The sequence below is a fragment of the Rossellomorea sp. GAMAL-10_SWC genome, assembly GCF_049568075.1.
Classification (GTDB): Bacteria; Bacillota; Bacilli; order Bacillales; family Bacillaceae_G; genus Gottfriedia.
This window is the reverse complement of record NZ_CP144911.1, coordinates 1683695-1703363: the sequence shown is the minus strand read 5'-3', so window position 1 is coordinate 1703363 and position 19669 is coordinate 1683695. Positions and strand designations below refer to the sequence as shown.

15 protein-coding genes and 1 riboswitch are annotated in these 19669 nt (G+C 33.2%); of the genes, 1 reads left to right on the top strand and 14 read right to left on the bottom strand.

Annotation, left to right across the window (positions count from 1 at the left end; translation table 11 throughout):
- Positions 1-117: 117 nt before the first annotated feature.
- The 8 genes from thrB to V5E38_RS08265 all read right to left on the bottom strand — a co-directional run bounded on the left by thrB (position 118) and on the right by V5E38_RS08265 (position 12214).
- The gene (thrB, locus tag V5E38_RS08300; protein ID WP_499212891.1) at positions 118-1026 is read right to left on the bottom strand and encodes a homoserine kinase; all 909 of its coding nucleotides are present in this window, start codon (positions 1024-1026) and stop codon (positions 118-120) included.
- The gene (thrC, locus tag V5E38_RS08295; RefSeq protein ID WP_499212890.1) at positions 1023-2081 is read right to left on the bottom strand and encodes a threonine synthase; all 1059 of its coding nucleotides are present in this window, start codon (positions 2079-2081) and stop codon (positions 1023-1025) included. The genes thrB and thrC overlap by 4 nt, the downstream gene beginning before the upstream one ends.
- A complete protein-coding gene (locus tag V5E38_RS08290; RefSeq protein ID WP_499212889.1) occupies positions 2074-3378 on the bottom strand; it encodes a homoserine dehydrogenase in 1305 nt (434 codons plus the stop codon). Before V5E38_RS08290 ends, thrC begins: the two co-directional genes overlap by 8 nt.
- Before the next feature lie 132 nt (positions 3379-3510).
- The gene (gene metA / locus V5E38_RS08285) at positions 3511-4416 is read right to left on the bottom strand and encodes a homoserine O-succinyltransferase (RefSeq protein ID WP_499212888.1); all 906 of its coding nucleotides are present in this window, start codon (positions 4414-4416) and stop codon (positions 3511-3513) included.
- Between the two features lie 124 nt (positions 4417-4540).
- Complete coding sequence (metH, locus tag V5E38_RS08280) at positions 4541-7918, bottom strand: methionine synthase (RefSeq protein ID WP_499212887.1); 3378 nt, start codon at positions 7916-7918, stop codon at positions 4541-4543.
- Entirely contained in the window at positions 7915-9741 is a 1827-nt protein-coding gene (locus V5E38_RS08275) for a bifunctional homocysteine S-methyltransferase/methylenetetrahydrofolate reductase (protein ID WP_499212886.1), read from the bottom strand. The genes metH and V5E38_RS08275 overlap by 4 nt, the downstream gene beginning before the upstream one ends.
- A gap of 80 nt (positions 9742-9821) precedes the next feature.
- Positions 9822-9925: riboswitch (SAM riboswitch) on the bottom strand.
- Positions 9926-10037: 112 nt separating this feature from the next.
- On the bottom strand, positions 10038-11903 hold the full coding sequence (locus V5E38_RS08270; RefSeq protein WP_499212885.1) for a terpene cyclase/mutase family protein: 1866 nt from the start codon (positions 11901-11903) through the stop codon (positions 10038-10040).
- Between the two features lie 14 nt (positions 11904-11917).
- On the bottom strand, positions 11918-12214 hold the full coding sequence (locus V5E38_RS08265) for a hypothetical protein (protein WP_499212884.1): 297 nt from the start codon (positions 12212-12214) through the stop codon (positions 11918-11920).
- 214 nt (positions 12215-12428) lie between these two features.
- On the opposite strand from V5E38_RS08265, the gene V5E38_RS08260 reads away from it, so the two are divergent.
- On the top strand, positions 12429-12878 hold the full coding sequence (locus tag V5E38_RS08260) for a hypothetical protein (protein WP_499212883.1): 450 nt from the start codon (positions 12429-12431) through the stop codon (positions 12876-12878).
- A gap of 212 nt (positions 12879-13090) precedes the next feature.
- On the opposite strand, the gene V5E38_RS08255 is transcribed toward V5E38_RS08260, so the two are convergent.
- From V5E38_RS08255 to hutI, 6 genes are all read right to left on the bottom strand, one after another.
- Positions 13091-13339, bottom strand: a complete 249-nt coding sequence (locus tag V5E38_RS08255) for a DUF3892 domain-containing protein (RefSeq protein ID WP_499213541.1) — start codon at positions 13337-13339, stop codon at positions 13091-13093.
- Positions 13340-13782: 443 nt separating this feature from the next.
- Complete coding sequence (locus V5E38_RS08250) at positions 13783-14685, bottom strand: LysR family transcriptional regulator (protein WP_499212882.1); 903 nt, start codon at positions 14683-14685, stop codon at positions 13783-13785.
- A 338-nt stretch (positions 14686-15023) separates the two neighbouring features.
- Positions 15024-15728 (bottom strand): HAD family hydrolase, encoded by a 705-nt coding sequence (locus V5E38_RS08245; RefSeq protein WP_499212881.1) that lies wholly within the window; start codon positions 15726-15728, stop codon positions 15024-15026.
- Between the two features lie 566 nt (positions 15729-16294).
- Positions 16295-16864 (bottom strand): dihydrofolate reductase family protein, encoded by a 570-nt coding sequence (locus tag V5E38_RS08240; RefSeq protein WP_499212880.1) that lies wholly within the window; start codon positions 16862-16864, stop codon positions 16295-16297.
- 603 nt (positions 16865-17467) lie between these two features.
- The gene (gene hutG / locus V5E38_RS08235) at positions 17468-18427 is read right to left on the bottom strand and encodes an agmatinase family protein (protein ID WP_499212879.1); all 960 of its coding nucleotides are present in this window, start codon (positions 18425-18427) and stop codon (positions 17468-17470) included.
- The gene (gene hutI / locus V5E38_RS08230) at positions 18408-19631 is read right to left on the bottom strand and encodes an imidazolonepropionase (protein WP_499213540.1); all 1224 of its coding nucleotides are present in this window, start codon (positions 19629-19631) and stop codon (positions 18408-18410) included. The genes hutG and hutI overlap by 20 nt, the downstream gene beginning before the upstream one ends.
- Positions 19632-19669: the final 38 nt, after the last annotated feature.

The window sequence follows — 19669 nt, the reverse complement described above, 5'->3', positions numbered from 1 at the left end:
CCTACTTTTTTTACACTTTCACAGATTTTTATTTCAGTTTCAATCTTTTTATTTGCACTTCAGATTTATCTCATAAAATACAAAACCACTCAACGATCCATTGTTGAGTGGTTTCTTTTAATTCGAGTGGATTGAATGTTTAACTGTTGCACCTTTGTTTTCTATTTTTATTTCACTTACATCACAATTTGGAAATAAACGTGTAAAGTAGTCAATTGCTTCAGTGCAACCTTCGATCGAAACAAATGCTAATACTGTCGGACCGGCACCACTTAATACAAATCCATGTACATATTCAGGTAATTCGATTTGTTTTAGGGTATCTAGCTCTTTTACAATTTTGCATCGATATGGTTCGTGAAACAGATCTCGTTTCATCATATCGCCTGCTAATGCCCAATTTTCCTTTAATAATGCTAAAACTAATAGATTACTATAGCTGCTAGATTGGATAGCATCTTTATAAGGAATCGTTGAAGGTAAAATATTTCTTGCGTGTACAGTTTCTAATTCGTATTTTGGTATAATTGCTACTACTGACACTTTATTTAATGTCGAGTGTTGGATATATGCTTTTCCATCTATAAAAGTCCCAATAACTAAGCCGCCATAAAGTGAAGCTCCGACATTATCCATATGACCTTCAATTGAAGTTGCGATTCTAAGCTGTTCTTCTAGAGATAATTGAAGATTACAAAGTTCATTTGCTAGAATAATGCCACCTACTATTGCTGAGGCACTACTTCCTAAACCTCTTGTTAACGGAATATTACTTTCAAGCTTTAAATGACATGTCGGCAAAGATTTATGATTTGCTTTTGCAACATCAATTGCTGTTTTTAAGATTAAATTTGTCTGATCAAGAGGTATATCTTTCAAATATTCACTAAATCCCTCACAGCTATATTGATCATGATCATATACTTCAATAGTTAAGTATCGATTTAATGCGATACCAATTGAATCAAAACCAGGTCCCACATTTGCAGTGCTTGCAGGAACGGTTATTTGAAAAAGTTTTTTCATATCGAAACCACACCTTGTAAATGTTCTAATACAATTTTTTCTTCATTCGGTAACAATATTGGCTCAATTTTACTTGATTGAATTGCGATATCTGGATCCTTTAATCCATTACCTGTTAGGATGGCTACTACTTTTGAGCCTTTTTTGATTACATCAGATTGTACTTGTTTAAATACTCCAGCAATACTTGCACATGAACCTGGTTCTGCAAATACGCCTTCTTTTGATGCAATCCATTTATACGCTTGTAGGATTTCTTCATCTGATACACTATCAATTGCACCGTTTGACTGTCCGATTGCATTTACTGCATGCTCCCAGCTTGCTGGGTTCCCAATTCGAATAGCTGTCGCAATTGTTTCGGGATTTTCAATCTTTTTATTTTGGACAATTGGTGCTGCACCTTCAGCTTGAAAACCATGCATTTTAGGTAATTGATAACCTTTTGATAGATTGTATTCATTAAATCCTTTCCAATAAGCTGTAATATTCCCTGCATTTCCAACTGGAATTGCTAATATAGCTGGGGCTTCTTCCAATTGCTCACAAATTTCGAATGCAGCTGTTTTCTGACCTTCGATTCGATATGGGTTAACGGAATTTACTAGTGTGATTGGTTCAGACTCACTAATTTTTCTTACCATTTGTAATGCATGATCAAAATTCCCATCGATACTAATGATATGTGCTCCATACATGACTGCCTGCGCAAGTTTACCATATGCAATTTTGCCATTAGGGATAATAACAAAACATTTCATACCAGCTCTTGCAGCATAAGCAGCAGCGGCAGCAGATGTATTACCTGTCGATGCACAAATAATTGCTGAACTTCCTGCTTCCTTTGCCTTTGCAACTGCCATTACCATCCCACGATCTTTAAATGAACCTGTTGGGTTTAGCCCTTCTAACTTAACATATAATTCAATTCCCCACTCCTTTGATAAGTGAGGTAAAAATAGTAATGGCGTATTTCCTTCATTTAAAGTTAATTTTGGTGTTTCTTCATTGATCGGTAAGAAATTTGAATATTTTTCGATTAATCCTTTATACATCAAGATCTTCACCTGCAATTCGATAATAGCTTCGTACTTCATCGACAACATCAGATGTTTCTAAATTTTCCAATACTTTTTTGTATGCTGAATATGAAGCATGGTGTGTTACTAAGATGATTTCAGCAAGACCTTTATGCTTTAATGGAACTTGAATAATTTTCTCAAAGCTTATATCAGATTCTGTAAAAATTGAAGTAATTTCTGCGAACGAGCCTAATTGATCTTTTACTGTAAAACGGAAGAAAGATTTAAAATAAATTTCATGATCTTCTTTAATTTCTTTTGGATATTGTGGTAACACAGCACTTGTACCGTTTACACCAAGTCGCATATTTTTCATTACTGCAACTAAGTCTGATACGATTGCAGTTGCAGTTGGTAAACTACCAGCACCTGGTCCATAGAACATCGTTTCTCCTACAGCTTCCCCATATACATAAACTGCATTAAATTCATTGCTAACAGATGCTAATGGATGATTATGTGCAATTAAAGTTGGTCCAACACTAACTTCAATTCGATTATCGTTTCTCTTCGCGTAACCGATTAATTTCATTGTATAACCAAAGTATTTAGCAAAATCGATGTCTTCTGAAGATACTGAACTAATTCCTCGTACTTGCACATCTTCTAGTTCAACATCCATTGAAAAACCTAATTTAGCTAAAATTGTCATTTTTCTCGCAGCATCTAGTCCTTCAACATCAGATGTTGGATCTGCTTCTGCAAAGCCGAGTTCCTGAGCCTCTTTTAACACATCCTCATATGCTTTTCCTTCATTGCTCATCTTTGTAAGAATAAAGTTTGTCGTTCCATTTACAATTCCCATTAGCTTAGTTACACGGTCTGCAGCTAAACCATCTACTAAACTACGAATAATCGGAATACCACCAGCAACACTAGCTTCATAGAATAAATCGCATTTATTCTCATTTGCTACACGGAGTAATTCAGTACCATATAAAGCCATTAAATCTTTATTAGCTGTGACTACATGCTTTTTATTACGAAGAGCATGGAGTATGTATTGTCTTGCATCTTCAATTCCACCCATTACCTCTACTACAACATCTACTTCTGCATCATCTAAAATTTCATATGCATCTGTTGTTAATACATCCTTTTGAATTGAAATTGAGCGTTCCTTTTCAAGATCCTTAACAAGAACCTTCTTTACTTGAACAGAACAACCGATTTGATGGGCTAATCTATCCTGATGATCTTCAACAATTTTTACAACACCACTTCCAACAGTTCCAAGTCCTAATAGGCCGATAGATATACAGTCTTTCATATGATCTCCTCCGTTAAAATTTGATATTATTTCCATTATGGGAATGTTTTATGAAAATAGCAAACATTTTTTAAAATTTTCCAATTATTTTTATTTAGTATTTGACAAAATTATGAAACTAAAAATATAAAATTATAAATTGTAAGGGGTTTCTTGATAAACGTAATAATTTAACCAATTTGAGAAAAGTAGATTAGCATGACTTCTCCAACGTACAATCGGTTGTTTTTCAGGATTATCATTCCGGAAATAGTTTTTTGGTATAGCAATTTCCGCTCCTCTTTGAACATCTCTCTCATATTCTGATTTTAAAGTATTAATACAATATTCATGATGTCCAGTTGCAAAAATTTGCTTTCCGTCCTCACTAGTAACAAGGTGGACACCTGCATCATCCGATAGACTTAAAATCTTTAATTCTCCTATTTGATCGATATCTTCCTTCTTAACTTCAGTGTGTCTTGAATGCGGTACATAATACTCGTCATCAAAGCCACATACTAGTTTCACAAAGCGATCCTCTACTGAGTGTGGGAAAACGCCAAACATTTTTTTATCTAATGTGTATTTAGGAACACCGTAGTGATGATAAAGACCTGCTTGTGCACCCCAACATATATGCAATGTAGATGTTACATTTTCTTTTGTGAAATCCATGATTTCTTTAAGTTCCGACCAATATTCAACTTCTTCAAAGTCCAATGTCTCAACTGGAGCACCGGTAATAATAAATCCATCATATTTTGTATTTTGAATTTGTGAAATTGTTTTATAAAAGCTTGAAACATGCTCTTCTGAAACATTCTTGGGCTTGTATGATTCAGTACCGATTAAATCGATATCTACTTGTAGAGGTGAATTTGCAATTAAACGTAATAATTGCGTTTCGGTTTCAATTTTAGTTGGCATTAAGTTTAAAATGCCTATTTGAAGCGGTCTTATATCTTGTGACTCCGCTCGCTCTTTCGTCATATAGAAAACATTTTCTTTCGTTAGTATTTCCGTTGCAGGTAGATCTTTGTTGATAATTACAGGCATTTTTTCCACTCCTCTTTTTTCTTAAGAAAAAGGTAGTAGATTGATGCATCAACTATTTCTACTACCTATTTGAAATAACGAAATTATAGTTTTATTGAATCAAATGAATAATTATTCTCACTTTTTAAACTGAAAAATATCTTCCATCCTTATGCGAGAATACCATTGCAGTTACAGATGCTTCTGGTAGCATCATGAATCCTTCTGTCAAATTAATTCCAATTTCATTTGGATTAATTAACTTAAATAGCTTTTCTTGATCCTCAAGATTTGGACAAGCAGGATAACCAAATGAAACCCTGATTCCTTGATATCTTGCTTTAAAACGCTCAGACATTGTGAAATCTGGACGATCTGGGAATCCCCATTTTTCTCTCATTAGCATATGCGTTTTTTCAGCTAGACCTTCTGCTAATTCTAGGGCTAATGAGAATAAAACGTGACTCTTTAAATACTCCCCTTCTTGTTTCAATCTTTCGGCAATATTTTTTACTCGTGGGCCTGATGTTACAGAGAAGAATCCAACATAATCCATCTCATCACCAACAGGATTTAAAAAGTCGCTTATACAAAGATTTGGTTCTTTTCTTTGTCTTGGAAATTGAAAACGTTCAATCGGTTTTTTCGTTTCAGAGTCATAGATAATGACATCATTGCCATCACTTTGAGCCGGGAAAAATTGATAGATTACTTGGCAGTCAAAATATTCATTTCCATCTTTTAAGAATTCTTGAACTAACTCGTATAACTCTTGGCCACGTTCTTGATTTTCCCATTTACCTTTTACCCCCAAATGATGTCCTATTAGCATTTGGTAATTAATAAAAGGTGCCACTTGAGCTACTGGAATATTTTTAATGACCGTTTTACTTAAAGATGAAGGAACTAGGCAATCTGACTTTTGTATTGCTGATCTCTTTGTACTAACTTCAGGAACTGGCAATTCAATCACATTGTCTATTTTTTTAATTGCCTTTTTCTTTTCTTCTAATGCTTTTAATTCATTTGGATTAACAATTTTATTTGCTAAGTCTAAACCAGTCATCGCGTCATTTGAATAAACAACTAATCCATCGTAAATTGGCTGAATTCGATTTTCAGTAAATTTTCTAGTTAATGCAGCGCCACCAACTAATATTGGTGTGTCAATTCCTGCACTTTTTAAGTCACCAGCTGTAATAACCATTTGTTGAGCAGATTTTACTAATAAGCCTGATAAACCAATTATGTCGGGTTTGTTCTCACGAATCTTTGTAATTAAATCATCTGGTCGAATATTAATACCTAAATTGACAACATCAAAGCCATTATTCGTCAAAATAATATCGACTAAATTCTTTCCGATATCATGAACATCACCTTTAACAGTTGCTAAAATGACTTTTCCTTTTCTAGAGCTTTCAGTTTTCTCCATAAATTGCTCCAAAAAGTTTACAGATGCCTTCATTACTTCTGCACTTTGTAATACTTCAGCTACGATTAGCTCATTATTATTGAAAAGTCTTCCAACTTCATCCATCCCACTCATTAGTGGACCATTAATAATATTTAACGGTGTGTCACCACGGTCGAGACAAGCTTGTAGATCTTCTATTAATCCTTGTTTTGAACCTTCAATTACACACGCAGCTAATCTTTCTTCAATTGGAAGCTGTTCTTTCGGTTTTTCTTCTTTCTTTACTGAATTTCTAAAATGCTCAACAAATTTATCTAATGTTTCTTGAGACGTATGGAATAATAAATTCTCAGCAAGCTCACGTTCTTCTGCAGGAATTGAAGCAAATCGTTCTAGTTTCTCAGTATTTACAATCGCGTAATCAAGTCCAGCCTTTGTAGAATGATATAAGAAAACGGCATTTAACACTTCACGACCAGCGTTTGGTAAACCGAATGAAATATTACTTAAACCTAAAATCGTTAAACACTGCGGAAATTGATCTTTTATTAATTTAATGCCATCAATTGTTGCTTTTGCAGAACCGATATATTGTGTATCACCTGTTCCAACAGGGAAAACAAGCGGATCAAAAATGATGTCTGTCGCACGAATTTTATATTTTTCAGTTAATAGTTGATAACTTCTTTTTGCAATTTCTAATTTTCTTTCTGCCGATACTGCCATCCCATCTTCATCAATCGTACCCACTACAACGGCAGCACCATATTTATGAATGAAAGGTAAAATTTTCTCAAATCGCTCCTCCCCATCTTCAAGATTAATCGAATTAATAATCGCTTTACCTTGAATATATGTCAGTGCTAATTCAATTACTTTTTCATCAGTTGAATCAATCATGATTGGTACTTTTACTTTATTAACTAATTGCTTTACGAAATTTTCCATATCTTCAACTTCATCACGATCAGGATCTGCCATACATACGTCGATGACATGAGCACCTTTTTTCACTTGAGCTCTCGCAATTTCTGAAGCTTCTTCAAATTTTCCGTCAGCGATTAAATTTTTAAATTTACGCGATCCAATAACGTTTGTTCTTTCACCGACAAAAAGTGGTCTCATACTATCATCATAGCGAAGTGATTCTAACCCACTAACCGCATGATCCTCTCTTTTTTTAGGTTGACGAGGAGATATTCCACTTACAGCTTCTTTCATTGCTCTAATATGTTCCGGAGTTGTTCCACAACAACCACCTATAATATTGATCCATCCTTGTTCAGCAAAATCGCGTACTTTGTGCGCTAAAGATTCTGGTGACTCATGATAATGTCCATCTTCATCTGGTAAACCAGCATTTGGATAACATGAAACAAATGTCTCAGATAGATCTGACAATGAACGAACATGATCTCTCATAAACTCAGGTCCTGTTGCACAGTTTAAGCCAACTGAAATAGGAGAAATATGTTCAATGGCTAAATAAAAAGCATCAATTGTTTGACCTGCTAATGTGGTTCCCATTGGTTCAATCGTTCCGGAAATCATAACTGGTAATTTTTTATTTAATTCGTTAAATGCATTACTAATCCCAATACAAGCAGCTTTAACATTTCTCATATCTTGACAAGTTTCAACTAATAAAACATCTACTCCACCATTAATTAAGCCAGTTGCTTGTCGATTATATGCAGTAATTAATTCTTCAAAAGTCACACCACCTGTAACACTGATTGCTTTTGTTGTTGGACCCATCGCTCCTGCTACGTATACATCTTTACCCGATGCCACAACTGCTTGCTTTGCAATCCTTGTTGCAATTTCATTTAATTCAATATCTAAATGCTGTAAATTATAATCGGATAAAACAATATTCGTTGCTCCAAATGTGTTCGTTTCGATAATGTCAGACCCAGCAAATATATATTCCTCGTGAATTTCTTGAATAACATCCGGTCTTGTAACAACTAAATATTCATTACAACCTTCGTATTCTTCACCCCCAAAGTCTTCTGCTGTTAAATTTCTTTGCTGGATCATCGTTCCCATTGCTCCATCAAGAAGTAATATTTTTTCTTTTAATGCTACATCTAAAGTTTTCATAGTTGAATCTCCTCTTTATTGCTGCTTTTAGTAAATTGAATTAAGTCCTCTGTTATTTCATACTTCAAAAATGGAGTGATAAAATAAATGCCGTTAAATTTATCCTTAACATAATCAATAAGCTCTTTTGCAATTTTTTTCCCTTCATCAACTGCTCTCTCTGGTTCCACTGATGAAATTCTGTTTCTTACCTCTTCAGATAAAGTAATTCCTGGAACTTCGTAATGGATAAAATCAGCATTCTTCTTACTAACTAATGGCATAATTCCGATAAAAATTGGCTGTTTAATATGACGAGTTGCCTCATATAACTTATCAATCGTTTCAAAATCATAAATAGGCTGCGTTAAAAAATAATCCGCTCCCGCCTCGACCTTTTTTTCAAGTCTTTTAATTGCCGCATCAAATTTTCGAACATTCGGGTTAAAAGCTGCAGCGACAGAAAATCTCGTTCCATTTCCTAAGCTTTTACCGGAATAAAGTCTACCTTCATTCATTTCTTTAATCATTCGAATTAGTTCAAGTGATGCTACATCATATACTGAAGTTGCACCTGGAAAATCTCCTACCCTTGCTGGATCGCCTGTAATAGCAAGAACTTCATTTAATCCTAAAGTGGATAGCCCCATTAAATGAGATTGAAGTCCAATCATATTACGATCTCTACAAGTTAAATGCGTCAAGACTGGTACATCCAATCTTTGAAGTAGTGATGCCATTGCCACATTCGAAATTCTAGGTGAAGCTAGTGGATTATCTGCTAGCGTAATTGCGTCAACCCCTGCGCTATGTAATGCTTTCGCTCCCTCAAAAAACTTTCTAGTTTGTAATGTTTTTGGTGGATCTAGTTCTGCAATGATCGTCGTTCTCTTTTTTGCCTTTTCTGCAATAGTTTCATTCTTTTGTTCTTCTTGCTTAGGGATTGTAATTTTAATTGTTCTGTTTTTCACTTCTTTTTTTGTAACAGGCTGTAAAGTATCAATCTTACTTCGTAAAGCAGCGATATGCGCTGGTGTTGTACCACAACATCCACCGATTAGTCTTACACCTTGTTCAATAAATGGTTTTGCCATATCTTCAAAATATTCTGGATTCGATTTGTATACGTATTTTCCCTCATTGTATAGAGGTAATCCTGAATTAGGAAATGCCGATAAGTAACCATTCGTTGGTAATGAAACAGTATTTAATGACTCCAACATATGTAGTGGTCCTAGATGACAATTGATTCCGACTACATCTGCACCCAAATCGATTAAATTAGGAAGTATTTTTTCGATATATTGGCCACTTTGCATGACGCCAATTTCTTGTAGTGTTACTTGTGCAATAATTGGTAAATCTGTTCTTCCTCTTAATAGATTTAAAGCATCATATAATTCATTTTCATCATAAAATGTTTCAAGCATGATCCCATCTACGCCTTCTTCTAGTAACGCTGAAGCTTGCTCAAGCAGCATCATTTCACGTTCTAAAGGTGTCGTAAAAGTTGAACCTACATATTTCATTCCACCTATACCACCGATTACTAAAGCTCTTCCTTTTGATGCCGCTCTAGCATTTCTAACAGCCATTTGATTAATTTGCTTAACCAGCTTTTCCAAACCATATTGTCTCAGTTTTCCAGCATTAGCACCGTACGAATTTGTTTGAATCACTTCTGCGCCAGCATCTATATATTGTTCATGTATATGAATGATTCGATCACGCTCAGTAATATTAAGTTCTTCAAAACAGCTGTGAAGTCCACCAGAATACAAAAGTGTTCCCATTGCACCGTCACCTAAAACAATTCCATCTTTTAACTTTTCCAATAAGCCCATTCAATCACTTCCCGTTTAGATAAAATAAAAAACGTCATTCTCTCAAAAAAATGAGAGAATGACGTTTAAGTACAGATTACGCCTTATCTCTCATGTTTTAAACATGCTGGATTTAGCACTTTTTAGCTTTCGCTAAAGTTGCCGGGTTTCAAAGGGCCAGTCCCTCCACCACTCTCGATAAGGATTATTTAGTTATGTTCAATATAAAACAGTTTACTATATTTATATGATAAAGAAAAGACATTTATGGAAAGATTTCCAAAAATAAATTTATTTTGTTTACATAATAGTATTATTTAACTATTTTTATAGTGTGCTAGTGCTAATAGCGGATAAATTTCATTATAGCTATGATAGTGAATATAAAACTGACCAGGTAATCCTAATCCAGTTGGATAAGTTAATGCTTTATTTGATAATTCACTTTGAGTAGTTAAAAATTTAATCCCTTTTCTAATTATTTCATCTTCTTTATTACGAATTGAAAGTAAAGTATCGACTGCCCACGCTGTTTGACTAGGAGTGCTAAATTTTAAAGCAACATATTTATTTTTAACAGGTGAAAGACCCGATTCTCCCCAACCTCCGTCTTCATTTTGAATACTAACTAACCATTCCTCAGCTTTTTTAATTGCCTCATGATTTTTAGGTATTCCAACGGCTCTGAGCCCAGTAATCGCTGCCCAAGTCCCATAAATATAACAAATCCCCCATCTACCATACCAACTACCATTTGATTTTTGATTTTTTAAAAGCCAATTAACCGACTTTTTCACAATCGGATCATCGTTTGAAATCGTCGTATAGTTTCCAATAAATTCTAAAATACGTCCAGTTAAATCTGCAGTTGAAGGATCGATGATTGCATCTTTTGCATTTTCAATTGGTAAAAATGTTAACCATTTATTTGTAACATTTTTTTCGAAAGCTCCCCAACCACCATCATCATTTTGAAGTCCAAGTAAAAAATGAACTCCCCTTAACCAACTTTCATGAATTGTGGACTGATCCAAAGAACTTCTAGTTAACGCCCTTAAAACTGCACCAGTATCATCATTATCTGGGATAAAAGAATTAACATCAGAGAAGCCCCAACCACCAGGACTTAAATTTTTAGCATGAACCTTCCAGTCACCATACATATTTTGCTGTTTCTTAATTAGGTAGTTTGTGGATTTCGAAACAATCGGATCACTTACGTGGTAACCAGCTTCTTGAATTGCATATGACAATAATGCAGTATCCCAAACTTTTGATGGCGAATTTTCAATATGAAGACCTGCTTCAGTATCGGCTGCATATGAAAGAAGTCCTTGTAGCGCATTTTGAATGACAGATGAAGTAGATTCATAGCCTAAAGCCATTAAAGCATAAATCATATAAAACGTAGAAGTAGCATAGCTGTAAAAAGTTCCATTAGTTTCAATACGATCCAGAATAAATCTCTCAGCCTTTTCATATCCTTTCTGGTGAAAATAGAGAGGATACGAAGCTAGCTTCTTACCTTCCTCAAGTAAAAATTGATAAAAACTCCCTCGCTCCTCGTAAAACCATTCTACCTCACTAGTTTCCAAAAGATGATCGATAGTTAGATCATCATCCAATTTCACTTTAAATCGCTTATTTATACAAAGAATCATTGGAACTAAATGAACTCTAGCATAATTACTTAAATCAAATAAACTTAACGGCATTTTATCTGGTAGCAAAAAATAACTCATTGGAAAGTAAAATAATTTAGGATACTCAATTAAACCATGAGTGGCTAGAATCATTTTTAACATAAAATGCGTTTTTTTAATACCACCGTTTTCACGAATAAATTTTTCAGCTTTCTTCATACTTGAATGTTCTTTTGTATACTTTTTTGAGAGTAATAAAGCTATGTAAGCTTGTACTGTAGCATTTAAGTTTCCATCTTTTTCATCCTCGTATAATTTCCATGCTCCATTCGGATGTTGAAGATTGATAATCCGATCAATAATCCCATCAATGACCTTTTGATTTTTGTATTCAAGATCATTCATTAATAAAATCATAAAACTATCCGTTATTAATGAACCTTCAAAACAATATTCCCAAGAACCATTTTCATCTTGTTTTGCTCTAAGACGTTTGATCCGCTCTTCAATATTTCGTAAAACAATATTTTCGAGGTCCATTTTACCACCTCAGTTCAATTTTTTTCATCCTGATGGTATTTTTCCATTCTTGTTGAATGCTCAATTTCAATTTCTTCAAGTTCATCAATTTCTTCTGATTCCTCGATTTCTATTTTTTTACTAAAATAAACAATTGAAATTATAAAAGCTAAAAGGCTAAAAGGTAAAACAATTATTTTAAACCCAAACCAAGTAAATGAATGTAAAATATGAAAATAGCTACCTAGTAACAAGCAATAAATGAGTAATAACAGGTCGATAACAATAACACCGCAAAATGATTTTACTATTTTTATTAAAAAAGGATTCAACTAGATCACACTCCATTACTAATCTATGATTTAAATGTGAAATAATGAATTATTCTGTGTAATTAGTACCTGTTAATTGGAAAAACAACAAATTTTAGTGGGAATTTCAAACTTTTATTCTAAAGTATTTAAATTGAAAATCTATTAAATGTCTAATCAGAAACTATTAAAACTGAATATAGTGAGTGTATTGATAGTAAGGAGGGTTTTTAGTATGGCAGTAGAATTTGAAGATTTCAAAGCTTTAAAAGAAGAAATTCAAGAGGTGCTTGCGGCAGCTAATCAAGATGGTCCAATCAATTTTAATTTTTTCAACATTGAAATTAAAGAGAATCGCATCCAAGTCGAACAAAGAGCTGAAGGCGGAGGACAAATTAATCGAAATGTTGGAATGAACGCAAATCAAGGCGGACAAAATGCTAGAGACAATAGCCAAACAGCAAATGAACGTTCGCAATTTGCAGATGGAAATGGTCGAAGCGGTATTGCTGGAAGAAATAACGATGAATTAGGCGGACAGCAAGGAATTAAAATCAGAGACAGCAAAATCAAAAGAAGCAAAATCAGAACAGATTCCGAACACAACGAAAGCGCTGGGACTGAAGAAGCAAACGGCGAACAATTCCAATTGCCAAGATTAAATAGACTGAATAGAACAGAATAAATGACTTACCCACTTACAGACTCATATTTTTAAAGCGTGGACAAGCTATGCTAAGATTTAAATAGAAGATGCCTCATCATGATTGAGAATGTTGATCTTGAAATCTATTTGCAATTATGTTCACTCTAGTTCATTTTAACTTGACGAAAAATGAGTAGATCTAATAAAAAACCCACGAGGAAAATTCCTAGTGGGTTCACTTCATTTTTGACTTAAAACTCCGGTAAATTACTCAAATTATTCTCTGCTATACCATCCGGTTCACTTCTGAGGATATCACGACCATACTTATGGATTACATCTACATGTGCTAAATTTCCATTTTTTGCTTCCTGTAAAGCTTGAAGATAATTTAGTTCACGATTCAAACTTGTTCTAAAACCAATTAAATCACCATCTTCATTTTTACGAACAGCAACAATATGTTCCTTGTCCTGATTTACTGATTCCTCTACCATCATTTGTTCGTCATCACTTTGATTTCTATACATTTCATATGCTTCTTCAAATCGATCTTGCGTCACTTTTGCATCCTCCTTTTATCATTAGTTTTGCCAATGTAAGAGGATGTAAAACTAATTAGTCCCAGATGAAGGATAAACTACTTCAACTTATAAAGCATTAATTAGTTTTAACTTACTTTTTACTTAATCGATTTTGAAAAAAAATGCAATTGTAGCAGAAAACAGTGCAATTATTATTGTCGTCATCATAATTTTTTAATAGAATCTATTTATCACCAAAGATTCTATTATTTACACTTATTAACAAAGCCTCATAAAAATCTTTTTTAGATGGAATATATATAGTTGTATCTATGTACTGTTTCATATTTTTATTTTTATAATTCAGTAATGTATAACCTTCCTTATGAGTGCACCCAGCGATTACTATCTTTTATTAATTATAGTTTTTTAAAATGTTCTATAAAATCTTCAAGAAACTCATTATACAAATTCGATAAACCTCTTGTTTCTAAATAGATTAGCCAAAAATCAAGTTCAAACAATTGCATCTGTTTATCCTTCAGTGGGATTATTTTCAAATCCCCATTTAATACCATTGGAGAATTCTTTAGTGTAAAGTCGTGAAGATATATAATTGCATCACTTTCTTTTACTAGCTTAAAAAGCATGCTAGTCCTATTTGAACTTATTATCACTTGCTCTGGATTTATTTTCGTAAATTTTAAAATCTGGTTATAGTCAGATGTTTCATAAGTTACTAATTTAGTATTTTTTAGATCACTTGGAGTTACAAAGTCTGATGTATAAAAGGGTGAGTTTTTCCCAACTGCTATACATATATGTCCTTTGTAAATGTGCTTATAAGAAATATTATTAGCTTTTTTCAATTCATCAACAGATGCAGAGATAAGCGCAAAATCATAATCTTCCTGATTAAAATTCTCAATAATCTTTGTAGGATTTTGTTCGACTAATTCAAAGGTTAAATCTTTATTTTCTAGATTAAGCTTTACCAAAGAATCTTGAAGTATATAAAAAAAAGCAGGTGCAATTTTTACTTTTAAATGCCTTTGATAACTGTTTTTATATATGCTCAGTTTTTTATTCATTTCATTTATAGTTTTTAGAACTGAATTTGCTGTTGAAATCACTATTTCACCTTCAAAAGTTGGCGTAATACTTTTTTTGGATCGATTAAAAATTTTTATTCCAAGCTCGTTTTCAAGTTGGGTAATAGACTGACTCAAACCTGGAGTAGATATAAATAGTTTTTCTGCTGCTTTTGTAATCGACTTTTCAATTTCGACAGTGACAATATGCTCCATTTGTTCAAAATTCATATTTATCCTCCGCAAATAATTTTTTAAAAGTTCAATATGTAGGTATCTGCACTTTTCTTTCTTTTTCTGATAATAAATCCGGATCATCATCGTAATCTATGTTGACACTAAAGTTATTCATATTTGAATTCCCCAAAGATGTTTATTTATTATTAGGATATCATATTATCCAACTGCTAGTTCAATTATCAACCATAAGTAAAATAGAGGATGATCCATTAAAGATCATCCTCCATTTGTTGTTGAACTAATGCAAGAATAAGTTCAACGACATGATTAAATATTCGAAAGAGATGTTAATTGAACTATCGATAAATAACATGGACTAAAAACAATCCTCAAAGTTTTACCAAATTACCAAATAAAAGTAATTTAATCTCGACTAATGACTTAATACTATCTATTCTATGATTATGTTCAATTTCATCATATGACCATGAATCTCTTATAATATGAATTGCTTTCATACCCGTATCTAAAGCAGGTACAATATCACTTCTAAGAGAGTTCCCTATCATTACTGGATTACTTAATTTTTCATTTAACTCGAGATAGGTATTTATATCTTTTTTACTTGTAATAAATACGTTGTCAAAATGTTGTACTAAGCCAGTCTCCATTACTCGCTTAGTTTGAACGTCTTTTTCACCTAAAGTCAATATAGTCATACTTGCTACATCTTTATGATTTGATAATTCTTCTATTATAAATGTGTCACTTTGCAGTGGAATATTTACTTTAAATATCGTTTTTGCTAATGATTGTAATTGATCATTAACAATACTTGAGATCTCTATATTAAATCGTGTTGCCAATAAATCTAAAGTAGATTCCCACGCATAAGGATATCGAGCTTTACTGAAACCCATATCTTTTATTAGTTCCAAATCAATTTTATTAAAAACTTCTTTAATGTCATTTATTACTACTTTTTCATCTAGCGCTTGATATACTAGATTCGCACATAAATCTACATTATGCCGAAATGCGGCTTGGGTTTGAATTAATGTATCGTCTAAATCAAAAACTAAATCATATTTCATAATTAATTTATCTCACTTTCCAACTGAACCATATTGTTATTAATTTTCACATACGCCTATTGATTCGGCTTTTCTAATTATATATGCTAATTTGCAAAGTGTCCTTAATTTATTCTTAAAATAATATAAAAGTAAACCTTAAGTTTGTTTTGCTAATATACTGTAAAAATTTATTTAGATTCTTTTAGCTATTATTCTTTTTAGTAAAAAAGAGGAAGATCCTTAGATCATCCTCTGTTTGTTACTCTATTAATATAAATAATTAATAACAAAGTAAAATACATTCATTGTAATATTATGTATTTTAGAACTAGTCCCAATCATTAAATATGACTTCAATTATTGTTTTAAGGTTCCAGTAAGCTATTTGATTTAATTCTGCACTATTCAATTCATTCTCGCTTTATAGTAAGAGCGGTTCATTCAGCTCACTTGTACTCAACATTATATAAAATGGACTAAACTCTTCTTTTATTTGAGGAACACTGAATCACACTCTTTTAAATTGCTTACCATCAGTTTTGGGAGGTTCATTTTGTTTTTTATAGAAGCCAGTTATACCAAACTCATTCCTCATTCAAATGATAAGTTACCTGCACAACCCCAGAAGAAAACGTTTTTGTATTCATCATGATTAAATTCTTTCTCTCTTTTATGTCAACAAACAAAGGTTTTCCTTCACCCAATATAACGGGATGAATTGATAATCTAAATTCATCAACTAGCCCTAAATTTATAAATGATGTAATAAGGCTTGATCCTCCATACAACCAGATGTCTTTGCCTGGTTTTTCCTTCAATTTATTTACTTCTTCAATTATATTTTCATTTATAAATGTTGCATTATTTTCATCTGTTGATTGAGTTCGGGAAAACACATATTTTTCCTTGCTATGTACTAAATTCCACATTTCTTTATCAGATTCAGAGTCGTCTATATTTGGAATATAATTTCCCCACAAATCATAGCTTTTTCGGCCATATAAAATCGTATCAATTTGATTCAAGAAATTTGTGAATTCCATTTCAGGATCCATTATGCACCAATCAATTTCTCCGTTTTTCCCTTCTATAAAACCATCTAATGTAACCGCTAAATCTAAAATTATTTTTCTTTGTTTTATGCTATTTGACAAAACTGTTCCTCCTAATTCGTTTAGACATTTTATTAAACAGTACTTCTCACTATTAACGAATATTTGTTCTTGTTTTGATTATAGCAAGCATGCTTGGTGCTATCAAATTTCGGTATTTTGGTTTAAACAGACTAAAAACCTCATGATTTTTAATTTTAGAATGTGTATTCTAAGTTTATTTGCACTTTGTTTTTTTATTTGCAGTTTCGAAATTTTTATTTGCAGTTGCCACAATTTTAATTGTAGTTTTGTGATTTTTAATTGCACTTTTGCCAGATTAAATTGCAGTTTCTATATTTTTAATTGCACTTCGACCTTTATTTGCACCCCGGGAGCTCTTATTTGCAGTATGGAAGCCTTATTTGAACTGTCACAAGTTTTATTTGCAGTCTTACATCTCTTATTTGCACTTCGACCTTTATTTGCAGCGCGTGAGCCCTTATTTGCAATATTACAAATTGTATTTGCAGTCTCACATCTCTTATTGCACCTCGACCTTTTTTGCAGCTCAGGCTCTCTTATTTGCAAATCAACCTTTATCTACACCCTGCCCATAAAAAAACAAAAAAACTCGCAAACAACAAAGTTTACGAGTTTCACATTTTACATTTTTAACAACTTAACCTTCTCAACAAGAAAGTTTAAAATAACATGTGCAGCGATTCTACTTGTCATATCACGGAAGTCGATTGTTGGGTCAAGTTCAACGATGTCCATTCCATAAACTTTAGGATGTGATGCTAAATAACAGATGCCATCTAATAGAGTTTGACTGTCCATTCCTCCAGGTCCAATTGCAGGGCAACCAGGAGCATAGGCTTGGTCTAGTACGTCCATATCTAGGCTAATGTAAATTGCATCTACTTTGTCTACTAAATGGTTGATGCTCTCTTTAATAATGTTTGAGATTCCTAATTCGCGAACATCACGCATTGAATAGATTGTTACTCCGTTATTAACACCGAATTCAGTGTACGGTGCACTATTTGAAAAATTTCTGATTCCAATTTGAACTAAGTGTTCACCTTTTAGAATGCCTTCGTCAATTAAGCTACGGAAAGGGGTACCGTTTGAACGGCCACCATCTTCAGTATTTCTTAAGTCATGATGAGCATCAAATTGGATAACTCCTACTGTTCCGCGTTCTTTTGCAAAAGCTGAAATGCTTGGAAAGCTAATTCCGTGATCCCCACCTAAAATAATTGGCATCGTTTCTTTGTATTGGCCTAGCAATTCAGAGATTGTCGATTTAATACGATTTCTAGACTCTTCAAAATCAGTCACATGCATCGTAATATCACCAAAATCTGTAACCTTGTAATCTTTTAAATCAATTTGGTCTTCGATATGATAAGTACTGTAGCTACTTAGCATTTTTCGAATTGAAGCAGGTGCAAAGCTTGCACCTGAATGACTAATTGATGTTTTAGATAATGGTACACCGATAATTGAGAAATTTGATGCTTCTGTTCCATTCCATGTAGAGATGATTTCATTTGCTTTTGTTACTTTTGAATCAATGAAAATGGCATCTCCTGCTTTTTTAAGATGTGATAGCGACATCGTGTTCACCCCTACTTACTACTAATTTACCATTCTTAAATACTGATTCTACATGATTTACACCAAAATGGTAAGGTACATAAGTATAGTTTGGTACATTCCAAATTACGACATCTGCCCTACGACCAATTAGTAATTTACCAGCTTGATCTCCACGATTAATCGCGAATGATGAGTTAATCGTTACGGCATTCCAAATTTCTTCAGGTGTCATTTTTAGTTTAAGCATTGCGATTGTCATGATTAATTGTAAATTTTCAGTTGGGCAGCTTCCTGGATTGAAATCAGTTGCTAATGAAACTGCTACGTTATTTTCAATCATCTCTCGTGCAGGTGCAAATTCAGGTTTATTTAAATAGAAAGTAGTTCCCGGTAAAATGACACCAATTGTGTTGCTCTTACCAAGCATTTCTACACCTTTTTCAGATGCTCCACATAGATGATCAGCAGAAATAGCCCCAATTTCAGCTGCCATTTCAGTGCCACCTAGAGGATCGATTTCATCTGCGTGAATTTTAACATGAAATCCTTCTTCTTTTGCTTTTAATAAAAATTCTCTTGATTGTTCAACTGAAAAGACACCTGTTTCAGCGAATACATCTACAAATTCAGCAAGTTCTTCTTCTTTAATAACATCTAATAAAGAAAGCATTTTTTCTAAGAAAGCTTCTTCATTTCCTTTATACTCCTTTGGTACTGCATGCGCACCTAAGAAAGTTGAAACTAAATCAATATCATGCTCAGCTTGTAACTCCTTAGCAACTCGAAGTTGTTTTAATTCAGTTTCTTCATCAAGTCCATAACCACTTTTTGCTTCAACTGTTGTTACACCGAATGAAAGCATTCTGTTTAAGTGATGAATCGTTTTCTTTTTTAAATCTTCATGAGAAGCTAATTTAGTTTGACCTACAGTAGAATGGATCCCGCCGCCCATTTCTAATATTTCTAAATAAGAAGCACCTTGTAATTTCAAACTAACTTCATGCTCACGTGATCCTCCAAAGACCACGTGAGTATGAGGGTCAACTAATCCTGGAGTGACTAGTTTTCCCTGGCAATCAATTACTTCTTTTGCATCAATTTTCTGTTCGTTCATTTGTCCGATATAAATAATTTGCCCATCTTTCCATGCAATTTCTGCATTTTCTAGTACAGGTAGATTACTCATGTCTTTTCCATGAATTGGACCATCACCATGATCCATCGTTAATAATTGACCAATATTTGTTAATAGAATATCTG

Excerpts from the sequence above, each read along its gene's own strand:
- V5E38_RS08290 (WP_499212889.1), bottom strand. The coding sequence starts at position 3,378 with ATGAAAGACTGTATATCTATCGGCCTATTAGGACTTGGAACTGTTGGA.
- V5E38_RS08255 (WP_499213541.1), bottom strand. The coding sequence starts at position 13,339 with ATGATGGTAGAGGAATCAGTAAATCAGGACAAGGAACATATTGTTGCT.
- thrB (WP_499212891.1), bottom strand. The coding sequence starts at position 1,026 with ATGAAAAAACTTTTTCAAATAACCGTTCCTGCAAGCACTGCAAATGTG.
- V5E38_RS08270 (WP_499212885.1), bottom strand. The coding sequence starts at position 11,903 with ATGGACCTCGAAAATATTGTTTTACGAAATATTGAAGAGCGGATCAAA.
- hutI (WP_499213540.1), bottom strand. The coding sequence starts at position 19,631 with ATGGATCATGGTGATGGTCCAATTCATGGAAAAGACATGAGTAATCTA.
- metA (WP_499212888.1), bottom strand. The coding sequence starts at position 4,416 with ATGCCTGTAATTATCAACAAAGATCTACCTGCAACGGAAATACTAACG.
- V5E38_RS08250 (WP_499212882.1), bottom strand. The coding sequence starts at position 14,685 with ATGAATTTTGAACAAATGGAGCATATTGTCACTGTCGAAATTGAAAAG.
- V5E38_RS08260 (WP_499212883.1), top strand. The coding sequence starts at position 12,429 with ATGGCAGTAGAATTTGAAGATTTCAAAGCTTTAAAAGAAGAAATTCAA.
- thrC (WP_499212890.1), bottom strand. The coding sequence starts at position 2,081 with ATGTATAAAGGATTAATCGAAAAATATTCAAATTTCTTACCGATCAAT.
- metH (WP_499212887.1), bottom strand. The coding sequence starts at position 7,918 with ATGAAAACTTTAGATGTAGCATTAAAAGAAAAAATATTACTTCTTGAT.
- hutG (WP_499212879.1), bottom strand. The coding sequence starts at position 18,427 with ATGTCGCTATCACATCTTAAAAAAGCAGGAGATGCCATTTTCATTGAT.
- V5E38_RS08275 (WP_499212886.1), bottom strand. The coding sequence starts at position 9,741 with ATGGGCTTATTGGAAAAGTTAAAAGATGGAATTGTTTTAGGTGACGGT.
- V5E38_RS08245 (WP_499212881.1), bottom strand. The coding sequence starts at position 15,728 with ATGAAATATGATTTAGTTTTTGATTTAGACGATACATTAATTCAAACC.